The organism is Acidobacteriaceae bacterium, assembly GCA_028283655.1.
In the GTDB taxonomy this organism is placed as follows: Bacteria; Acidobacteriota; Terriglobia; order Terriglobales; family Acidobacteriaceae; genus Granulicella.
Genome location: JAPWKE010000001.1, coordinates 236,961 through 252,955 on the forward strand (window position 1 = coordinate 236,961; position 15,995 = coordinate 252,955).

Annotated in this window: 18 protein-coding genes; 9 read left to right on the forward strand and 9 right to left on the reverse strand. The window is 61.3% G+C overall.

What is annotated here, in order from left to right:
• Window positions 1-74: 74 nt before the first annotated feature.
• Window positions 75-1,031 (reverse strand): AI-2E family transporter, encoded by a 957-nt coding sequence (locus PW792_01065; protein MDE1160516.1) that lies wholly within the window; start codon window positions 1,029-1,031, stop codon window positions 75-77.
• 211 nt (window positions 1,032-1,242) lie between these two features.
• Between PW792_01065 and PW792_01070 the strand changes: the two genes are divergently transcribed.
• Window positions 1,243-2,376 (forward strand): glycosyltransferase family 4 protein, encoded by a 1,134-nt coding sequence (locus PW792_01070; protein ID MDE1160517.1) that lies wholly within the window; start codon window positions 1,243-1,245, stop codon window positions 2,374-2,376.
• Window positions 2,377-2,402: 26 nt separating this feature from the next.
• Complete coding sequence (locus PW792_01075; GenBank protein ID MDE1160518.1) at window positions 2,403-3,803, forward strand: serine hydrolase; 1,401 nt, start codon at window positions 2,403-2,405, stop codon at window positions 3,801-3,803.
• 35 nt (window positions 3,804-3,838) lie between these two features.
• Here the strand turns inward: PW792_01075 and PW792_01080 are convergent, their stop codons facing one another.
• The 4 genes from PW792_01080 to PW792_01095 all read right to left on the reverse strand — a co-directional run bounded on the left by PW792_01080 (window position 3,839) and on the right by PW792_01095 (window position 8,411).
• Complete coding sequence (locus PW792_01080) at window positions 3,839-4,498, reverse strand: transglycosylase domain-containing protein (protein MDE1160519.1); 660 nt, start codon at window positions 4,496-4,498, stop codon at window positions 3,839-3,841.
• A 51-nt stretch (window positions 4,499-4,549) separates the two neighbouring features.
• On the reverse strand, window positions 4,550-4,951 hold the full coding sequence (locus tag PW792_01085; GenBank protein MDE1160520.1) for a hypothetical protein: 402 nt from the start codon (window positions 4,949-4,951) through the stop codon (window positions 4,550-4,552).
• Between the two features lie 43 nt (window positions 4,952-4,994).
• Window positions 4,995-5,588, reverse strand: coding sequence for a hypothetical protein (locus tag PW792_01090; protein MDE1160521.1), 594 nt, complete (start codon window positions 5,586-5,588; stop codon window positions 4,995-4,997).
• A gap of 72 nt (window positions 5,589-5,660) precedes the next feature.
• Window positions 5,661-8,411, reverse strand: coding sequence for an RNB domain-containing ribonuclease (locus tag PW792_01095; GenBank protein ID MDE1160522.1), 2,751 nt, complete (start codon window positions 8,409-8,411; stop codon window positions 5,661-5,663).
• A gap of 381 nt (window positions 8,412-8,792) precedes the next feature.
• Between PW792_01095 and PW792_01100 the strand changes: the two genes are divergently transcribed.
• From PW792_01100 to PW792_01120, 5 genes are all read left to right on the forward strand, one after another.
• Window positions 8,793-8,978, forward strand: a complete 186-nt coding sequence (locus PW792_01100) for a hypothetical protein (GenBank protein ID MDE1160523.1) — start codon at window positions 8,793-8,795, stop codon at window positions 8,976-8,978.
• Between the two features lie 69 nt (window positions 8,979-9,047).
• The gene (locus PW792_01105) at window positions 9,048-9,230 is read left to right on the forward strand and encodes a hypothetical protein (GenBank protein MDE1160524.1); all 183 of its coding nucleotides are present in this window, start codon (window positions 9,048-9,050) and stop codon (window positions 9,228-9,230) included.
• Window positions 9,231-9,300: 70 nt separating this feature from the next.
• On the forward strand, window positions 9,301-9,483 hold the full coding sequence (locus PW792_01110; protein MDE1160525.1) for a hypothetical protein: 183 nt from the start codon (window positions 9,301-9,303) through the stop codon (window positions 9,481-9,483).
• A 90-nt stretch (window positions 9,484-9,573) separates the two neighbouring features.
• Window positions 9,574-10,503 (forward strand): hypothetical protein, encoded by a 930-nt coding sequence (locus PW792_01115; protein MDE1160526.1) that lies wholly within the window; start codon window positions 9,574-9,576, stop codon window positions 10,501-10,503.
• Window positions 10,504-10,538: 35 nt separating this feature from the next.
• On the forward strand, window positions 10,539-11,660 hold the full coding sequence (locus PW792_01120; GenBank protein ID MDE1160527.1) for a metal-dependent hydrolase: 1,122 nt from the start codon (window positions 10,539-10,541) through the stop codon (window positions 11,658-11,660).
• On the opposite strand, the gene miaA is transcribed toward PW792_01120, so the two are convergent.
• Genes miaA through PW792_01135 form a run of 3 tightly spaced genes read right to left on the reverse strand, consistent with a single transcriptional unit; the run spans window position 11,657 to window position 13,940 of the window.
• On the reverse strand, window positions 11,657-12,604 hold the full coding sequence (gene miaA / locus PW792_01125) for a tRNA (adenosine(37)-N6)-dimethylallyltransferase MiaA (protein MDE1160528.1): 948 nt from the start codon (window positions 12,602-12,604) through the stop codon (window positions 11,657-11,659). The two genes, PW792_01120 and miaA, sit on opposite strands and share 4 nt — an antisense overlap.
• A complete protein-coding gene (locus PW792_01130) occupies window positions 12,598-12,822 on the reverse strand; it encodes a hypothetical protein (protein MDE1160529.1) in 225 nt (74 codons plus the stop codon). Before PW792_01130 ends, miaA begins: the two co-directional genes overlap by 7 nt.
• Before the next feature lie 20 nt (window positions 12,823-12,842).
• Window positions 12,843-13,940, reverse strand: a complete 1,098-nt coding sequence (locus tag PW792_01135) for an energy transducer TonB (protein MDE1160530.1) — start codon at window positions 13,938-13,940, stop codon at window positions 12,843-12,845.
• A 115-nt stretch (window positions 13,941-14,055) separates the two neighbouring features.
• Here PW792_01135 and PW792_01140 point away from each other — a divergent pair, with 115 nt between their 5' ends.
• Both PW792_01140 and PW792_01145 read left to right on the forward strand, forming a co-directional pair.
• The gene (locus tag PW792_01140) at window positions 14,056-14,547 is read left to right on the forward strand and encodes a MogA/MoaB family molybdenum cofactor biosynthesis protein (protein ID MDE1160531.1); all 492 of its coding nucleotides are present in this window, start codon (window positions 14,056-14,058) and stop codon (window positions 14,545-14,547) included.
• A 100-nt stretch (window positions 14,548-14,647) separates the two neighbouring features.
• Window positions 14,648-15,301 (forward strand): VTT domain-containing protein, encoded by a 654-nt coding sequence (locus PW792_01145; protein ID MDE1160532.1) that lies wholly within the window; start codon window positions 14,648-14,650, stop codon window positions 15,299-15,301.
• Between the two features lie 101 nt (window positions 15,302-15,402).
• Here the strand turns inward: PW792_01145 and PW792_01150 are convergent, their stop codons facing one another.
• Entirely contained in the window at window positions 15,403-15,942 is a 540-nt protein-coding gene (locus PW792_01150) for a hypothetical protein (protein ID MDE1160533.1), read from the reverse strand.
• Between the last annotated feature and the right edge of the window lie 53 nt (window positions 15,943-15,995).

The following is a 15,995-nucleotide window of genomic DNA, read 5'->3' on the forward strand; positions in this document are numbered from 1 at the left end:
CGCCTCACAAGGCAAACGAAAGGCCACCCGCAAGGGTGGCCTTTCTGCTTTGCGGCAACGCGTAGAGGGAAACGCTATGCCAGCTCGTCTGAGCTTTCCATATGCTGCTTCCAGCTCTGCACCAGCAGCATGGTCGCGGCGACGATCACCGGCCCGAGCACGAAGCCTGCGAAGCCAAACATCCCCAGCCCGCCGAAGACGGAGACGAAGATCACAGCAGTGTGGAGGTCTGTCCTGCGACCCACCAGCGCGGGGTAGAGGACGTTGTCGAGGTTGCTGACGATGACTCCGCCCCAGACCGCCATGATGATCGCCTTGGTCCATCCTGCGGCCAGCGCGAGGTAGATCGTTACGGGAACCCAGATCAGAAAGGCGCCAAACGCAGGGATCAGGCAGAGGATGGCGGTGATGGCCGCCCAAAGCAGGGCTCCCGGAACGCCGAGCAGCAGGTAGGCCAGCCCGGAGAGCAGGCCCTGAATTCCGGCGATGAGGAAGCGGCCAAGGAAGATGGCGTGGGTCACCTCGCCGAGCCGCTTCAGGAACGGGCGGGCCTCTTTGTCCGGCATCGGCAGCAACGACAGCAGGGTTGCGTGTGCGGTCTCCGCATCGCGCAGCAAAAAGAAGAGCAGGAAGAGCATCAGGCCGATGTGGAAGACGCCAACCGCAACGTTGCGGAAGCCGGTCGCCATCCATCCGGCGGCCATGCCTGCGACGCGCTTGCCCTCCTGGTCGGGTGCGAGCTGGTCGAGCCCTTGCTCGAGCAGCGGGCCGATCTTGTGGTGCTGATCGGCAAAGCGCTGCATGTCATCTGCGGCGTCACCGCTGGCCACATAGTGCGTGGCCTGCATGGCTTCAACCACAAGCGTGCGCACCACCAGGATGCTCGGCAGAACGACAGCGACGGTGACGGCCCCCAGCAGCAGCCACGCACAGGCCATCGCTCCCATGCGCTTGCGCAGCCACAGCCGAGGCTCGTGCAGCACGACCGCCAGCGCAACGGCGCCGGTCAACGGGAACAGCAATGTGTGCATGAAGATCAGGCATCAGCACGACTCCGACTGCGGACACCAGGAACAACGTGCGGCTTCGCCACATCGACCAGCGTTCGTTCTCGCTCACTTCGTTTGCCTCGTTCTCGTTCCGTGCCCGATTTTTCTTGCTCTACTTACAGATGCAGGATGTGGCGTTGTCACTGCCTCGCGTGTTGTTCCAATGCCAGACAACGTACCATGAGGGACAGCCATGCAGACGTCCCAAGAGTACGCACTCCAGCACCCTGATTCCGTGCCGCTTGTTATCGCGCAGCTTGATTCGCTAGGAGGAGCCGAGCGCAGCCTGCTTGCCATGGCTCGCTGGCTGCATTCGCAGGGACGCGCGGCGCACCTGGTCGTCTATGAAGATCAATGCAACTTTGCGCAGTATGCTGACTTTCCGCTGCCGATTCATGAGCTAAAGCCTGCTGGTGGCGTGCGCGCCAAGATCGCGGCGCTCAAACAGTACTTTGCGACGCATCATTACACCTCTCGGCCGCTGCTCTCCGGCTACCAACCTGCTCTGCACGCCACGCTGGCACGCATCGGCTCGTTCCACTGCCTGATGCATGACACACCAGTGCTTTTTGAGGTGGAGGAGCTTCGCGATCAGTCGTTCAAGCAGCGTCTGCGGACGTGGGTCTCGAACAAGATCATCGGCATTGGGCTTCGCCGCGGCCAGACGATCGTCACCAGCGAGTTTTTGCAACAGGACTGCCGCAAGGAGTTCGGTGTCCGCGCACAGATCGCCCGCATGGGCGGCTTCGTGAGCCTGTCCGGGTTTGTCCGTCGTCCCTTCGATGGCGAGTTGCGCCTGTTGTCCGTCTGCCGCATCGAGGCGAACAAGCGCGTCGACTGGATGCTGAACGCGCTTGCCTCGTTGGAGCGGCAGCAGCCTCCGCTTTCTTCGCAGATCCCCTGGCGGTTTGACCTTGCCGGTAAGGGCTCTTTGCTGGAGGCGATGCGTGCACGCGCTGCGGAACTCGGCCTCAGCGAGCGCGTCCACTTCCATGGCTTCGTCCCGGACGATGCACTCGATGGGCTTTACGACAGCGCCCATCTCTTCCTGATGCCTGCGGTGCAGGGTTACGGCATTCCGGCTGTCGAAGCGCTGGCGCGTGGTATCCCTGTGCTGCTGCACCGCGACTCCGGCGTCTCCGACATTCTGCTCGATACGCCATGGGCTTCGGTGCTCACGGGCGGCGAAGAGGAGCTTGCTCCGAAGCTGGAGGCGATGATGCGTTTTCTTGCCACCAATGGCCAGATGTCTGCGCCGCCGCCGCCTGCTTTGCCGACGGAAGACGAGTGGGCGCACCGCGTCGCCTCACTTTGCGGCTACGTCTAGACGGCTGGCAGCGGTATGCTGTCGACATGCGCCTTGTCCTTTCCGCCGCCGCACTTCTTGCCGTTTGCACCGTCGCCACCTTTGCCCAGGAACTACCTGCCGCTACCCAGCAGCAGGTAGAAGCCATTGCGCAGAAGGTGCTCAAAGATACCGGCGTGCCTTCGGCGTCAGTCGCCATTGCGGAGAACGGCAAGGTTGTCTACGCACACTCGTTTGGGCTCGCGAACGTTCAACCGCCGCGGCCCTCCGTACCGTTGATCGCGTATCCCATCGGCTCGGTCTCCAAGCAGTTCACGGCTGCGGCGATTCTCCTGCTGCAGCAGCAGGGGAAGCTCTCCGTCGACGACCCCGTCGCCAAGTACTTCCCGAAGTTCACGCGAGCGAACGACGTCAAGCTTCGCAACCTGCTCACCATGACCTCCGGCTACGAAGACTACGCGCCGCAGGATTACATCATCCCCGCATGGATGCACGAGGTCTCGCCGCTGAAGAACGTGACCGAGTGGGCGACGAAGCCGCTGGACTTTGAGCCGGGCAGCGAGTGGCAGTACTCGAACACGAACTATGTGATTCTCGGCCTGATCGTGGAGAAGGTCTCCGGCAAGCCGTTGATGCAGTTCCTGCGCGAAAACATCTTTACGCCGCTCCAACTGAAGGGCGTCTTCAACACCTACCGAGAGCGCGAGAAGCTCGAAGTCACCGGCTACGTCTCGCACGCGCTTGCGCCTGTCCGTGTGCAGCCGCTGGAGGCTGCAGGCTGGTACGACGGCGACGGCGATCTTGCCATGCCGCCGTCGACGCTCGCGGAGTGGGACCTCTCCTTCGCGAAGAAGTCACTGCTGTCTCCCGAGAGCTACAAGATGATGGAGACCGCGTTTACCTTCACAAGCGGTAAACCCTCTAACTATGGCTTCGGAGTGTTTACGCGCACGCTCAACGGCCATCGCGCACTGGAGCATAGCGGCGAGGTCGGCGGTTACGTCGCAGAAAATATCGCGTTCCCGGACGACGGTGCAGCGATCGTCGTGTTGACGAATGAGGTGGCTTCTTCGGCGGCCGGCTCCATCGCTCACGGCATCCTTCCGCTGCTCTTCCCTGACTCTGCAAAGCCAGTTGCTGCGTCCGGCGATACGCTGGTCTCGACACTACGCACGTTGTTGCCTGAGCTGCAGCAGGCGAAGATTGATCGCAGCGCACTGACCTCAAACGCCGCGTACTACTTCACTCCGGAGACGCTCTCGGACTTCCAGTCCACGCTCGCTCCGCTGGGCGCGTTGAAGAGCGTGAAGCTTCTGCGGAGCGCACAGCGCGGTGGCATGACCTTTGGTGCTTACAGCGCAGAGTTTGAGAAGGGCACCGTTCACCTCAGCACGTATCTCACGAAGGACGGCAAGATCGAGCAGTTGCTGGTCGTCGGCAAAGAGTAGCCGTAGGCTTTAGCCCACGGAATAAGGCTTCTCCTCTAACGTTTTCCCAACAGCGGTTCGGCACGCGCTCTGCGCCACGCCGAGCCGCTTAGCATTCCTTGCTCACGCATCCGCTGAAGCACTTCGTTTCTGCGCTGTAGAGCATGGTCAGGGTGCTGGAGCACGGAGCTATACGCAGGCCGCGCGATCAGCCCTGCAAGCAAGGCTCTCTTTGCGGTGTCGATCTGCAGCGGTGTCTGGTTGAAGAAGCTCTTTGCTGCGGCGTCGATACCGCGCTGCTCATCGCTGAAGTACACCACGTTGAGAAACATCGTCATCTGCTCTTCGCGAGTAAACTGCCGACGCAGATGCGCGGCCAGGCGCAGCTCCCGCATCTGTCGCACAAACGTCTTCTGCGACGCATCGGGGCAGCTCAGAATGCGGGCCAGTTGGACGGTGTAATGCCCATCGGTCGGGTCGCCTTCGGCCGCGCGCAGAGCAGGGAACTGCGGTCTCAACTCTTCGACGGTATAAACGTGAAGCTTCGGCAGACATCCCGTCGCGTTGGCATCGCCTTCCGTTGCAGGCGTAAACGCTGCGGCAGAAGCGCGGTCATACCCCGCAACCGGCCAGTAATAAAGCCATGCTCCTACAGCCGCAAAACAGAGCAGAAGAGTGACAGCGATTGCAGTGAACCAGCGAAGAAGTGTTTGCATAAGGTGCTGGCCGCAGAGTAGCAGAGCTTGCTCGCCGTTGCTGGTCTTCCGTTACTCAGAAGCCGGCTGCTCGTTGATATCTTCGCCCGGTGGCTGGCAAAAAGCATGGCGGTCGCCGTTCCAGCATTTGAGCACAACGCTCGCAGCATCTCTCTGCCCCCTCGTGGCGGACGGGTCGGTAGAGAGCACTTGCAGGCGACTGCGCTCCTGCTCCAGTTGCGTTGCGTTTAGCCTGAGGCTGGAAACGAACTGCAGCAGATACGCGGTCATGGCCTTCTTCTCAAAGACCCGACGAAGTGCTTCGTCGTTCACTCGTTCGCTGGCATTGCCTAGCGCGATCGTGTGAAGACTATCGCCGAGAGTCTCTTTGGTCTGGTCCGGACGATCGAGAAACGTGATGATCGCGTCATCGTTCTCTTCCAGCCCTGGAAGAGCGGTGAGGAAATGTAGCAACTGCGGGCCATCCGCTGGGAGCAGTCTTGGGCGTACCGATGCTCTAAACTTTGCCTGTTGTTCTGCGTTCATTTGCGCAAGAATGCGCTTGTTGGCTCTCGATAAAAAACGGGTCAGGAGCCTGCACCAGAACGTCCGGCTCGCGAAGCATCGGAAGGACTAGGTGAATGAGTTCCTGCAGGCCGGAGCCGCTGAGCTCTGTGGGCTGCAGGGCTAAAAACGCACCCCTGCGAAGGATGAGGTCTGGATCGCGAAGGTGTGCCGCAATCGTCGGCAGATATTGAACCGGAAGCGAAGCGTACGGGGAGTGCGCCGGACGCTTCGCTCCGGGCAGGTAAAGCAGCCCCAGAAGCATCATCGCGTTCTGGCGGACTCTCAGGCGCTCATCGCTGGTCCACCGAATGAGCTGAGGGATCGCGTTGTCCCGCTCGGAGGCTGTTGCCTCCTCGGCAACCATGCTGATCTGCAGCGGGTTCGCAGGAGAGACGTGCTCTGGAAGATGCTCGACAAGGCTGCCAAGCGTGAGATTGGGTTCTGCAGGCGTAGTCGCTGCTCGCTGCGCTGCGCCATACGGCGCAGCCGCACAAAGAGTGCCAGCACAAAGCAACGCGAGCTTCAGCGAAAACCGAGTCTTCACGGCGACCTTCATGCGAGTAACGCAAGGAGCAAGTGTTTGCATACGGACCTGGCCGCAGAGTAGCAGAGCCGTCTAGCTCTTGCGGTACTTTGCCCTTTTGGCGTGCTTCAACGTCTTCGAACTCTTCTTCTGCTTCTCTGCCTTCTTGCGTTCGCCGAACGCGCGCGGCGAGTTGGGGTTTGCGGCCTTGCCGCTCGCAGGTTCTGTACCCGGCAGCAGCGCAAACTGTAACCGTCGTTGCACGCGGTCGATGCGGTCGAGAACGACCTCCACACGCTGGCCCGGTTTGAAGGTGTGTCCCGAGCGTGCGCCAACGATGGTGCGGTCTGTGTCGCGGAAGCTCCAGTGATCGCCGGGCAGGGAAGCGATTGGCACCATGCCTTCGATGAACATTTCGTCGAGTTCCACGAAGAAGCCGTACTTGGTCACCGACAGAATCATGCCGCCGAAGTCGTCGCCGACTTTGTCCGCCATGAACTTCATCTTCTTCCACTCGATCAGCTCACGCTCGGCTTCGGCCGCACGGCGCTCGGTCAGTGAACACTCGTTGGCTATGTCGTTCAACTCCGTCACTGACATCGGCCCATCTTCAAACTCACGCTGCTTGCGTGGAGGAGCGGCCTCTTCCTTCCACGGCTGCTTGTCCGTCGAGCGAATCGCTCCACCGAGAGGTGACGCACCGTCACGAAGCATCGCCCGCATCAGTCGATGCACGATGAGGTCAGGGTAGCGGCGAATCGGCGAGGTGAAGTGCGTGTACGAGGGTGAGGCCAGCGCGAAGTGTCCCTCGTTCTGCTCGGCGTAGCGCGCCTGCTTCAGCGAGCGCAGCATCATGTAGCTAAGGATGCGTTCTTCGGGGTGTCCGACGATCCTGCGAATGAGCTTTTGATACATCTGCGGCGTGACCGGTACCTGCTCCGGCACTTCGCGTGTGCGGGCCGGGGCGGCGCTGCGACCGCGTGCGCTGCTCTGCTTCAGCGAGCGCCGGTCACTCTTCATCGTCAGCTTCTTTACCGGCATGGCCCCGATGCCCAGCGTCTGTCCGAACGAGGCAGCGGTCTCTTCGAAGTCGATGATGCGTTTGGGGTCGGGCATCTCGTGGATGCGGTACATCGAGGGAATCTGCTGCGACTCCAGCCATGTGGCCACGCACTCGTTCGCGCTCAGCATGAACTCTTCAATCAGCCTGTGCGACCAGCCGCGCTGCGATCGCACAATCGCCTTCATGTTGCCGTCCGGGTCAAACTGAACCACCGGCTCCGGCAGGTCGAAGTCAATTGAGCCGCGACGCACGCGCTTGCGGTTCAGCCGCAGGGCGAGCTCCAGCATGGCGTCAAACCGCTTCGGCATCCCGGGCTGTTCCATCTCCACGCGCTCGCGCTCGGCAAGGTCGTCAGCGGTCGGCTCGCTCAGGGCTTCAGGGATGCTGCGCCCAGCGTTCAGGCACGCCTGCACGCTCGTGTACGTGCAGCGTCGCGCCGAGCGAATGATGCCTTCGGTCACGCGATAGCCCGCGATCTCGCCGTGCGCATCGATCTCCATGACGCAGCTCATGACGAGGCGGTCTTCCTGCGGGAGCAGAGAGCACATTCCACTCGAAAGTGCGTGCGGGAGCATCGGTACAGCGCGGTCCGGGAAGTAAACGCTGTTGCCGCGGACGCGTGCCTCGGTATCCAGCGCGGAGCCCGGCCGCACATACGCGCTGACGTCGGCGATGTGCACCTGCAACTCGGTGTTGCCGTTGGGCAGCGAACGCACCAGGACCGCATCGTCGAAGTCCTTCGCGGTCTCGCCGTCGATCGTCGCGACGGGCAGTTCGCGGAAGTCTTCGCGGTCGACAAGCTCGTCCTCGCTCAGCGATGCCACCGTTTGCCGCGACTGCTCTGCCGCCTCGATCAGTACGTCGGCCGGGAAGGTGTGCGGTAGATGATGCTTGCGGATGATGATCTCCACGTCGACACCGAAGTCATCGGGATCTCCCAGCACCTCAAGAACGCGACCCACGGCGGGCTGCCCTCGCTGCGGGAAGCGCGTAATCTCCACGTCAACGGCCAGGCCTTCCAGCGACAGCTCTTCCGCCGCGCCACGCTTCTTTCGGCTCTTGCGAGCTTCATCGCCCAGCGTTCGATTCGCGTTGCCCGCACGGTCGATGACGACCTCTGCTCCCTCGGGAATCGCAATCGTGCCGCCCACGCGCTCGTCCAGCGGGGTGACGTAGTTCGTTGTCAGCCCGGACTCTTGATAGCCTGGCGACCGCCGCGCTGTTCGCGCGTAGTGGAAGATGCCCACTACGGTAGGGTTGCGGCGCGTCAGCACGCGGGCTACCCGACCGGAACGGCGTCCGTCACGGCCTGGTGGGAACTCGTCCACCAGCACCAGATCGCCGCCCATCGCGCCGTTTAACTCATTCGGAGCCACAAAGATATCGCCGCTGACCGCTGTCTGCCCCTGCGCGGCTGAGGCCGCATCAGGACGCACAAACCCAAATCCATCGCGATGCAGATCCAGCTTGCCGCTCACCAGTCGATCGCGCCCACCGCGATCCTCGGCCTCGAAGCCGTCCCAAAGCCCACCGGGAGAGCGCTTTGGCCGCTGCGGAGTCTCCTCCTTCGCTCGCGGCAGCCCCCATTGCTCGTCGCCCAGGCGCACAAGCTCGCCGCGGGCGACCATGCGGGTCAGTTGCTCCACCAGCAACCGTCGCTCGCGGCCTCCGCCCAGTCCTAGTTCTTTGACCAGTTGTTTGTAGCCAGCCTTGTTTCCGGCGGACCGGCCAATCCGGTTTAGAAGCTCTCGATCACTGCGGGGATACGGTCCACGGCCCATTCGCCGAGCATACCAGTGCACCCGGTCAGCCCATTGCTCGTGCACGGAAAACGTGACCGATTGGCGTCGGCTGGTAGTTCACAGGCGACCCCGCAACACATCGCCAGACGACTCCTGCTCTGAATTCAGGAACTTACTGAGAGGTCAGACGGAGCCTTGAGATGGAGGAAGAGATGAGCTCCAAAGTAATCATGCAGTTACTTCAGTAATGTTTACTAAAGCATAAATAGATAAGTACTGGAAAACGTTGGACTTAGCCTCTACATGCACCTTACGTTGTAGACATCTGGTTTGTCCAGAGAAACTTTCAAGCAGTACCGAACTACCAAATTTAGCAGCTTTAGTAACCAATTTCTTTACCGATCTCTAAGGAGTTTCCCCATGCAGAAGTTCACCGTTCGCGCTCTTGTCCTGTCCCTCGCTGTTGCCGGCGCCGTCGCCACCACCGTTTCCTCGCAGGCTGCAACCCGCAACCCGCTCACGACCAAGACTGCAGTTTTGACGGACACCTCTGTCCCGGCTCCCCTGTGCAACCCACGTGGTGTTTCGAAGTGCGGCCTCGACTAATCCGCTGCCGCCTGTAAGTACCTGATTACTCGCTTCGACCATCCCTGTTCAGCCCTTTAGGAGTTTCCCATGCAGAAGTTCACCGTTCGCACTCTCGTTCTCTCCCTCGCAGTAGCTGGCGCTGTCGCCACCACCGTGTCCTCGCAGGCTGCCACCCGCCGCCCGCTCTCGACCAAGATTGCTTTGACCGACACCTCTGTCCCGGCTCCCCTGTGCAACCCACGTGGTGTTTCGAAGTGCGGCCTCGACTAATCCGCTGCCGCCTGTAAGTACCTGATTACTCGATTCGACCATCCCTGTTCAGCCCTTTAGGAGTTTCCCCATGCAGAAGTTCACCGTTCGCACTCTCGTTCTCTCCCTCGCAGTAGCTGGCGCTGTCGCCACCACCGTGTCCTCGCAGGCTGCCACCCGCCGCCCGCTCTCGACCAAGATTGCTTTGACCGACACCTCTGTTCCGGCTCCTCTGTGCAACCCACGTGGTGTTTCGAAGTGCGGCCTCGACTAATCCGCGTATGACCCTTAGGTTGTAGGAAAAGAATTGTGACAGCGCGCTCGGTAGGGGGATACCATAAAGGTCTCACTCGGAGTGCGTTCTATGTCTGCGAAATTCGCCCTTCAATATGCGCTGATTGTGCTGTCACTATTGGGTTTGGTAGTGGCACTCTTGCTGCTTAAGAAGCGCCTCGTAAGTACATACCCGGCTCTTTTTTCATTGATTCTGCTCCGTGTGGCCACCTCGCTGGTTGGAGTGGGAATTCTGTATCACCGCAAAACTTTGCATTTGTCGCTCGAACTGGCATATCAAATCTACTTCGATTGGTATTGGTTCTCTGTCATTTCGCAGACTTTGCTTGAAGTTGCCATCATTTATGGTGCCTACCGCATTGCGATGAAACCGTTAGATGGGCTCAAACGGATAGGTAGCGTGATTTTTGCTTGGGTCGCCAGCGTTTGCATTCTATTGTCGCTTGCGGTCGCTCTCGGGCCGCACACACAGGGTGCTAGCTATTTCGCGACTTTGCTCGGCCAGATGCAGCAAGGTGTCAGTGTTCTCACCCTCTGCCTGCTGCTGTTTGTTTGCTTTGCCGCTCGTCCTCTTGGCTTGACCTATCGCAGCAGGGTTTTCGGCGTGATGCTGGGTATGGGAATGGCTTCGACGAGTTCCTTGGTTATGTCAACCTGGTACTCGACGAAGGCTCTGCAGTCTGTTTATTCACCGGCTTTTCTCGTAGGTGCGCTATGCGGCCTGGCAACGTTAACCGTGTGGGCGACGTACTTTGCTCTGCCTGAGCAGGAACGCGCTCTGGTACTGCTTCCCACCACATCACCGTACTTCACCTGGAACCGCATCTCAGAAGCCTTGGGAGACGAGCCTGGTCTGGTGGCCATCTCCGGCTTCCGCCCGGCGATGCTTGCTTCCGCGGAGTTGAAGGCGATGATCGTGGCGCAGAAGAGTCTCCAATCTGTTGCCGATGAACCGGCACAGGCTATGCTCGTTGACCGGATCGCGGTCGGCGCCAACTAACGTAATTCTGTTCTTAGGATCTCGAACGCGCCAGAATGGAACCGGTTACTCACACACTTACCGGTGCCCTTCTGGCGCGTTCCGGCTTTAACCGCAAAGCAGCTTACGCTACGGCGGCGATGGCGATCGCTGCTGAGTTTCCGGACATCGATACGGTCTCAAGCGTAGGTGGCCCCGTCGCGGGCTTTGTGCATCATCGTGGGATCACGCATACCTTCCTTGGCTTGCCGCTTGAGGCTGCGTTTCTGCTCGGCTGCTTCTATGGGCTACATCGTTGGCGGCTCGCACGAGCTCGCAATCGGGGTGTGAGCGATCTGAGTTCGATCACGGCAGCGCCGGTGCGGTGGGGGATGCTTTATCTCCTCATGCTGCTCGCGCTGTGCTCGCACCTGCTGCTCGACTTCACGAACAACTACGGCATCCGTCCCTTCGCGCCCTTCAATCCGCACTGGTACGCGGCCTCGATCGTCTTCATCTTCGATCCGCTACTCTTTGTCTTCCTGCTCGCAGGGTTGCTTTTGCCCGCTCTACTGCGGCTGGTTGGCAGCGAGATCTCCAGTACCCGGTCGCGATCGCGCGCCTTCTCCTCAAAGGCGCCTGCGCAGGTTGTCCTCACCGTGATTGCGGGCTATTACCTCTTGCGTGTCTATGAGCATCTCCGCGCAGGGCAACTTGCCCAGGCGCAGTTTCTGGCGCTCGCGGCACCGAACGACGCTGGTTCGCCTACACCGATCCTCACGGCGCAGCGTTCGCTGGTTAGCCCCGATCCGCTTAGCGTCTTCCGCTGGCACGCCGTCACCGACTTCGGCCCGGCATACCTGCTCGCTGAGATCGATACCTACCGTGGCACCATCCTCTCGGCCGACACCACGGAGCGTAAAGCCAATACGGCTGATCCCACGATCCGCGCGGCTATCGAGTCGCCCATCGGGCGTGCTTATCTTGACTGGTCATCGATGCCCTGGATCGCGGTCGATCGTCCTGACCTGGGGATCACGCCGGGGCAGCCTACGGTCGTCACTTTCACCGATCCGCGCTTCATGGGCGACGTCCCGATCCTGCGTTCCCGCAGCCGCACCCCGCTTACCGCGACGGTAGAGCTGGACACTCAAAATCACGTCCTCGCCCAGACACTCGACGGCAAGCTGCAACCCTAAGCCTTTGGGCTGACTGTCCCCAGGAAATTGCGAACGGCATCGAGTGCTTCGCCTTGCACCAGCGACTCATCGCCGCTACCAGCGAGCCACTGGATATCCTTATCGCGACGAAACCAGGTCATCTGCCGTTTGGCGTAGTTTCTATGCCCCTGTTGAACTTCGGCCAAGGCGGCGTTCCTCTCGGTCTCCCCGCGCAGAAGCTGCAGGGACTGCAGGTAGCCCAGCGTCGTCAGTCCGCGAGCATCGTCCCCAAACTCGGCTCGAATAGCCTCTGTTTCAGCTAGCAGACCTCGATCAAACATCGCGGCGGCGCGTTCGTTGATGCGCTCGTAGAGCCGCGCTCGCGGCACATCAAGCCCCAGCTTCAGAACGCGATAGCCTTGCAGTGCCTCGCGGCCTGCCTGCCACTGTTCGGTTTGCGGCTTTCGGCCAGCCAAGGAGACCTCGATGGAGCGAATGAGCTTCGGCGTGTCATTGGCGTGGATGGCTGCAGCGGCCCGGGTATCCAGCCGCGCGAGCACCCGGTGCAGATACCCCGGGCCGCGAGCCTCTGCGCGCTTCCTCAGCCTCTCTCGCAGCCCCTCATCCCGCAGCGGAGCAGGAGCCAGCCCTTCCAGGGTTGCGCGCAGATACAGCCCCGTTCCGCCAGCGAGGATCGGCAGTTTGCCGCGCGTGCTGATTTCGTCCAACGCGGCGCGCGCATGGCGCGCGTAGTCACCCGCCGTCGGGTGCTCGTCGGGAGCGTACAAGTCGAGGCAATGGTGCGGCACGCGAGCGCGTTCTTGCGAGGAAGGCTTCGCCGAACCCACATCGAGGCGCTGATACACCGCGACCGAGTCGCAGGAGACGATCTCGCCGCCAAAACTCTCTGCAAGTAGCAGGCTGAGCGCGGTTTTTCCGCTGGCGGTCGGACCCACCAGCACGACCAGCGGCTTGTCTACCATTGCTTCCACCATCCTGAGTACAGCACCCGTTCCGCGCCCGCTCGTACCGCCATCGCCAGCACGACGAAGACGGCGAAGAGCACCAGAGCCCGCGCCATGGCAAGCTTCTCCCGTGCGCGGCTGGCTTCAAGCCGTACTTCGTACTCCGCGATCGCTTCTCGCACGCGGGCGTTGGTTTCTTTCATCGGTTCGGCAGGGATTGGCTTGGAAGGCGTCACCGCTCCAGCGTACCTCGCCGCTAGCGCTGCGTGTTGACGAGGTAGTGGAAACGGATGACCAGGTTCGGGCCGTGGAACTCCTTGGGCAGCGGATGCAGCTTGCCCTGAGTCACAATCGAGCCCCACGCCGAGCGGTTGATCGCCTGATCGTGCGTCGAGCTTTCGAGCTTCCAACCACCGATGGTGCCATCCGGCAGAATCGTCAGCAGCCAGTAGCACTCGCCAGACTTCGACAGCGGCGGGCGGACCTCTTCGGGCAGCAGCGGATACCAGGCGTTCGCCGTATCGCGCTGCAGGCGAGCCATGTACTGGCTGAAGTCCACACCCTGCGTGTCCGAAAGGATTTCAGCACCAGCGCCCATATTGCCGCCACCGGGCAGGTTGCCGCCCACGGCGTTGCTCGGCATCGCCCCCGTTGCTCGCGGGGAGGAGTGTGCCAGATCGCTCATCGCCGAACTGGCGTTCGAGGAGTTGCGCGGCAGAATCGGGTGGGAATTAGCCTGCGGCGTCGGTGCATCGGCCATCGGCTGGGAAGGACGTGGCTGAACGCGCGGCTGCGGAGAGTCCGGCAGACTCGGCGCGCTGCTCGGAGCCATCTTCGGCGTGGGCTGGGGAGCCGGCGGCTGTGGCTCTTCGCTCTTCGGTGTGGGGGCGGCAGATTTCTCCATGCTGAACTTGTCCGACTGCGACAGCTGCGGCTTGGGTGGAGGAAGCTCGTTGCGCGGAATCGCCTTCATCATCGGCGCCTTCGGCAGCACGGGCGCGGTCAGCATCGTCAGTTCGTGTTGCTTCATCGCGTCGCTGGGTAGCATCAGCTTCGGCGCGTGCCAGAGGACTCGCGGGCCGTAGAACACGAACCACGCAATCGCCAGCCACACGAAGACGGAGATGTAGATCGATTCGCGGAAGCGTCCACGGGCTCGTTCATCTTCGATGGAATCCAGCAGATGCACCAGTTCATGCGCTTCCAACTCACCGTAGCGGGCTGTGCGGATGCGCGAGGACTCCGGCGCAACGACGTTGCCGTCGCTGTCATGCGGAACGACTGGGCCGGTCTGCGGGGAGGCAGGTGGCGTCGTCTCAAAACTCTCTGGCTGGTTCGGGTCGATAGGTGGCATCTAGCTTGTACTAAGTGTCAGACGGTCGATCCACCCTCACAGTTGCGGCCCGTCCGTTGGCAAAGCAGTTTCTTTGCTGCTTCGCCTCCTCCATTCTCGCATTTATGCTGGGCGGATGACGCTTCATGGCATCACCGCCTGCATTCTTACCGCCAGTGACCGCTGCTCGGCCGGCACGCAGGTTGACGTTTCGGGGCCTGCACTCGCGGCTATTCTGCTCGAGCACGGTGCAACGCTGCTGCCCGCGCACCTTGCGCCAGACGACGCTGTGCGGATCGCGGCTGGGCTTCGCGAAGCCGTGGCCTCTGGCGCGGCGCTTGTGCTCACCACGGGAGGCACCGGGCTTTCGCCTCGCGATGTCACGCCCGAAGCCACACTTTCGGTCTGCGAACGTCTTGTCCCGGGCCTCGCCGAACTGATTCGTGAGCAGGGTCGCGAGCAGACGCCCTTCGCTTCGCTTGGCCGGGGCGTGGCGGGAGTGCTGGATCGGACCCTCATCGTGAATCTGCCGGGTTCGCCGCGTGGCGCGGAAGATGGCTTGCGTACGATCCTGCCATTGCTGCCGCACGCTCTTGCGTTGCTCGCCGGGCAAACGGACCACGGCTGAGTGTTGCGGGCTCAGGCGAGGGGTTGCTCTGTGTTCTCTGCGACTTCCGTCTGCCTGCCGAACATGGTTTTGCGGGCGGAACAACGTAAGATGGTACGTGGTGAAACTGCATCCCGTTATTCTTCTCCACAAGTTCTCCGCGACGCTGCTCGCGGTGCTCAAGCCCCTCGGCATCTGGGGCGTAGGCGCGCTATCGCTCATTGATTCGGCGCTTATTCCGATCCCGGTCTCGATGGACGGCGTCCTTATCGGCTACGTCGCGACGGACCATAGCCGCTTCCTTGCCTACAGCCTGATCGCGGCCGGAGCCGCAGCCCTTGGCTCGCTTGTGCCGTACTACATCGGCCGCGCGGGTGGGGAGCTGGTGCTGCTCAAGCGCATCAACCGCGAGCGCTATGAGCGCATCCGCGACCGCTTTGAAAAGCAGGAGTTCCTGGCCATCATGATCCCGGCCATGCTTCCGCCGCCGACACCTATGAAGCTCTTCGAGTTCGCCGCCGGTGTCTTCGAGATGAAGCCCCTGACGTACATTCTGGCGATCTTCGTTGGCAAGATGATCCAGTTCCTCGTCTGCTCGCTGCTGACGATCTGGTTTGGCCCCACGTTGGCGCATTCCCTGCGTACGGCCTTCCATGAGCACATGGCGGTCAGCCTCACCGTGGTTGGCTTGATTCTGCTAGTGGTTGGTGTCTGGTTCGTCCGCAAACTCTTTGACCGCAACTCGAAGGACTCGCTGCCGGTTGAAGGGGAGTAGGACATTCGGTAAGGACGGGGCAGGGGCTTTCAAACACAAGCCTCTGCCTCAAACAGTAAAAGGCCGCGCCATTGGCGCGGCCTTTACTGCGTAACGAAAGACTAGGCTGCGTGACCAGCCGTTGCGGTTGACTCTGCCAGCTGCTTCGCCAGCGCAGGCAATCCGAACAACACCGTCGCCACCAGTCCTGTCGACACCAGATCGTTGGCATAGAAGGGAAGAGCGGACACAAAGCAACTCACCAGTCCGGCGGAGCTATGCGGATACATTCCGCTACCCACCCACACAGCAAAGTTCGAAAGGAGGAAGAAGCCCGTTGCCGAAGCGAAGATCGCTGCTGCAACACGCAGGGTGGTCACCTTGCTCAGCACATCGCTCGCCATGATGCATACCGCGGCGTACCAGAACCACGTGACGAGATAGCTGCTCGCGTGGAATGGATAGCTGTACACAAAGTGCGTCAGCACGAAGTCGGTCGAGGCCATGACGGCTACGGCAAACACCGCCTGCCAGCGCGGACGGCGCGAGCCAAAGAACAGCAGGCCTGCACCCACGGCCGTAAAGTTCAGCGCCGTGCCGTGAAAGGTGTGCGGAAGAAAGCGGGTCAGAGCCGCAAGGATCAAAACGATAAAGGCGAGCATAGGCAGGTGGCCTTCAAATTTTCAGTGAAATAGTGGCGCAAGCGCCTTTGGTC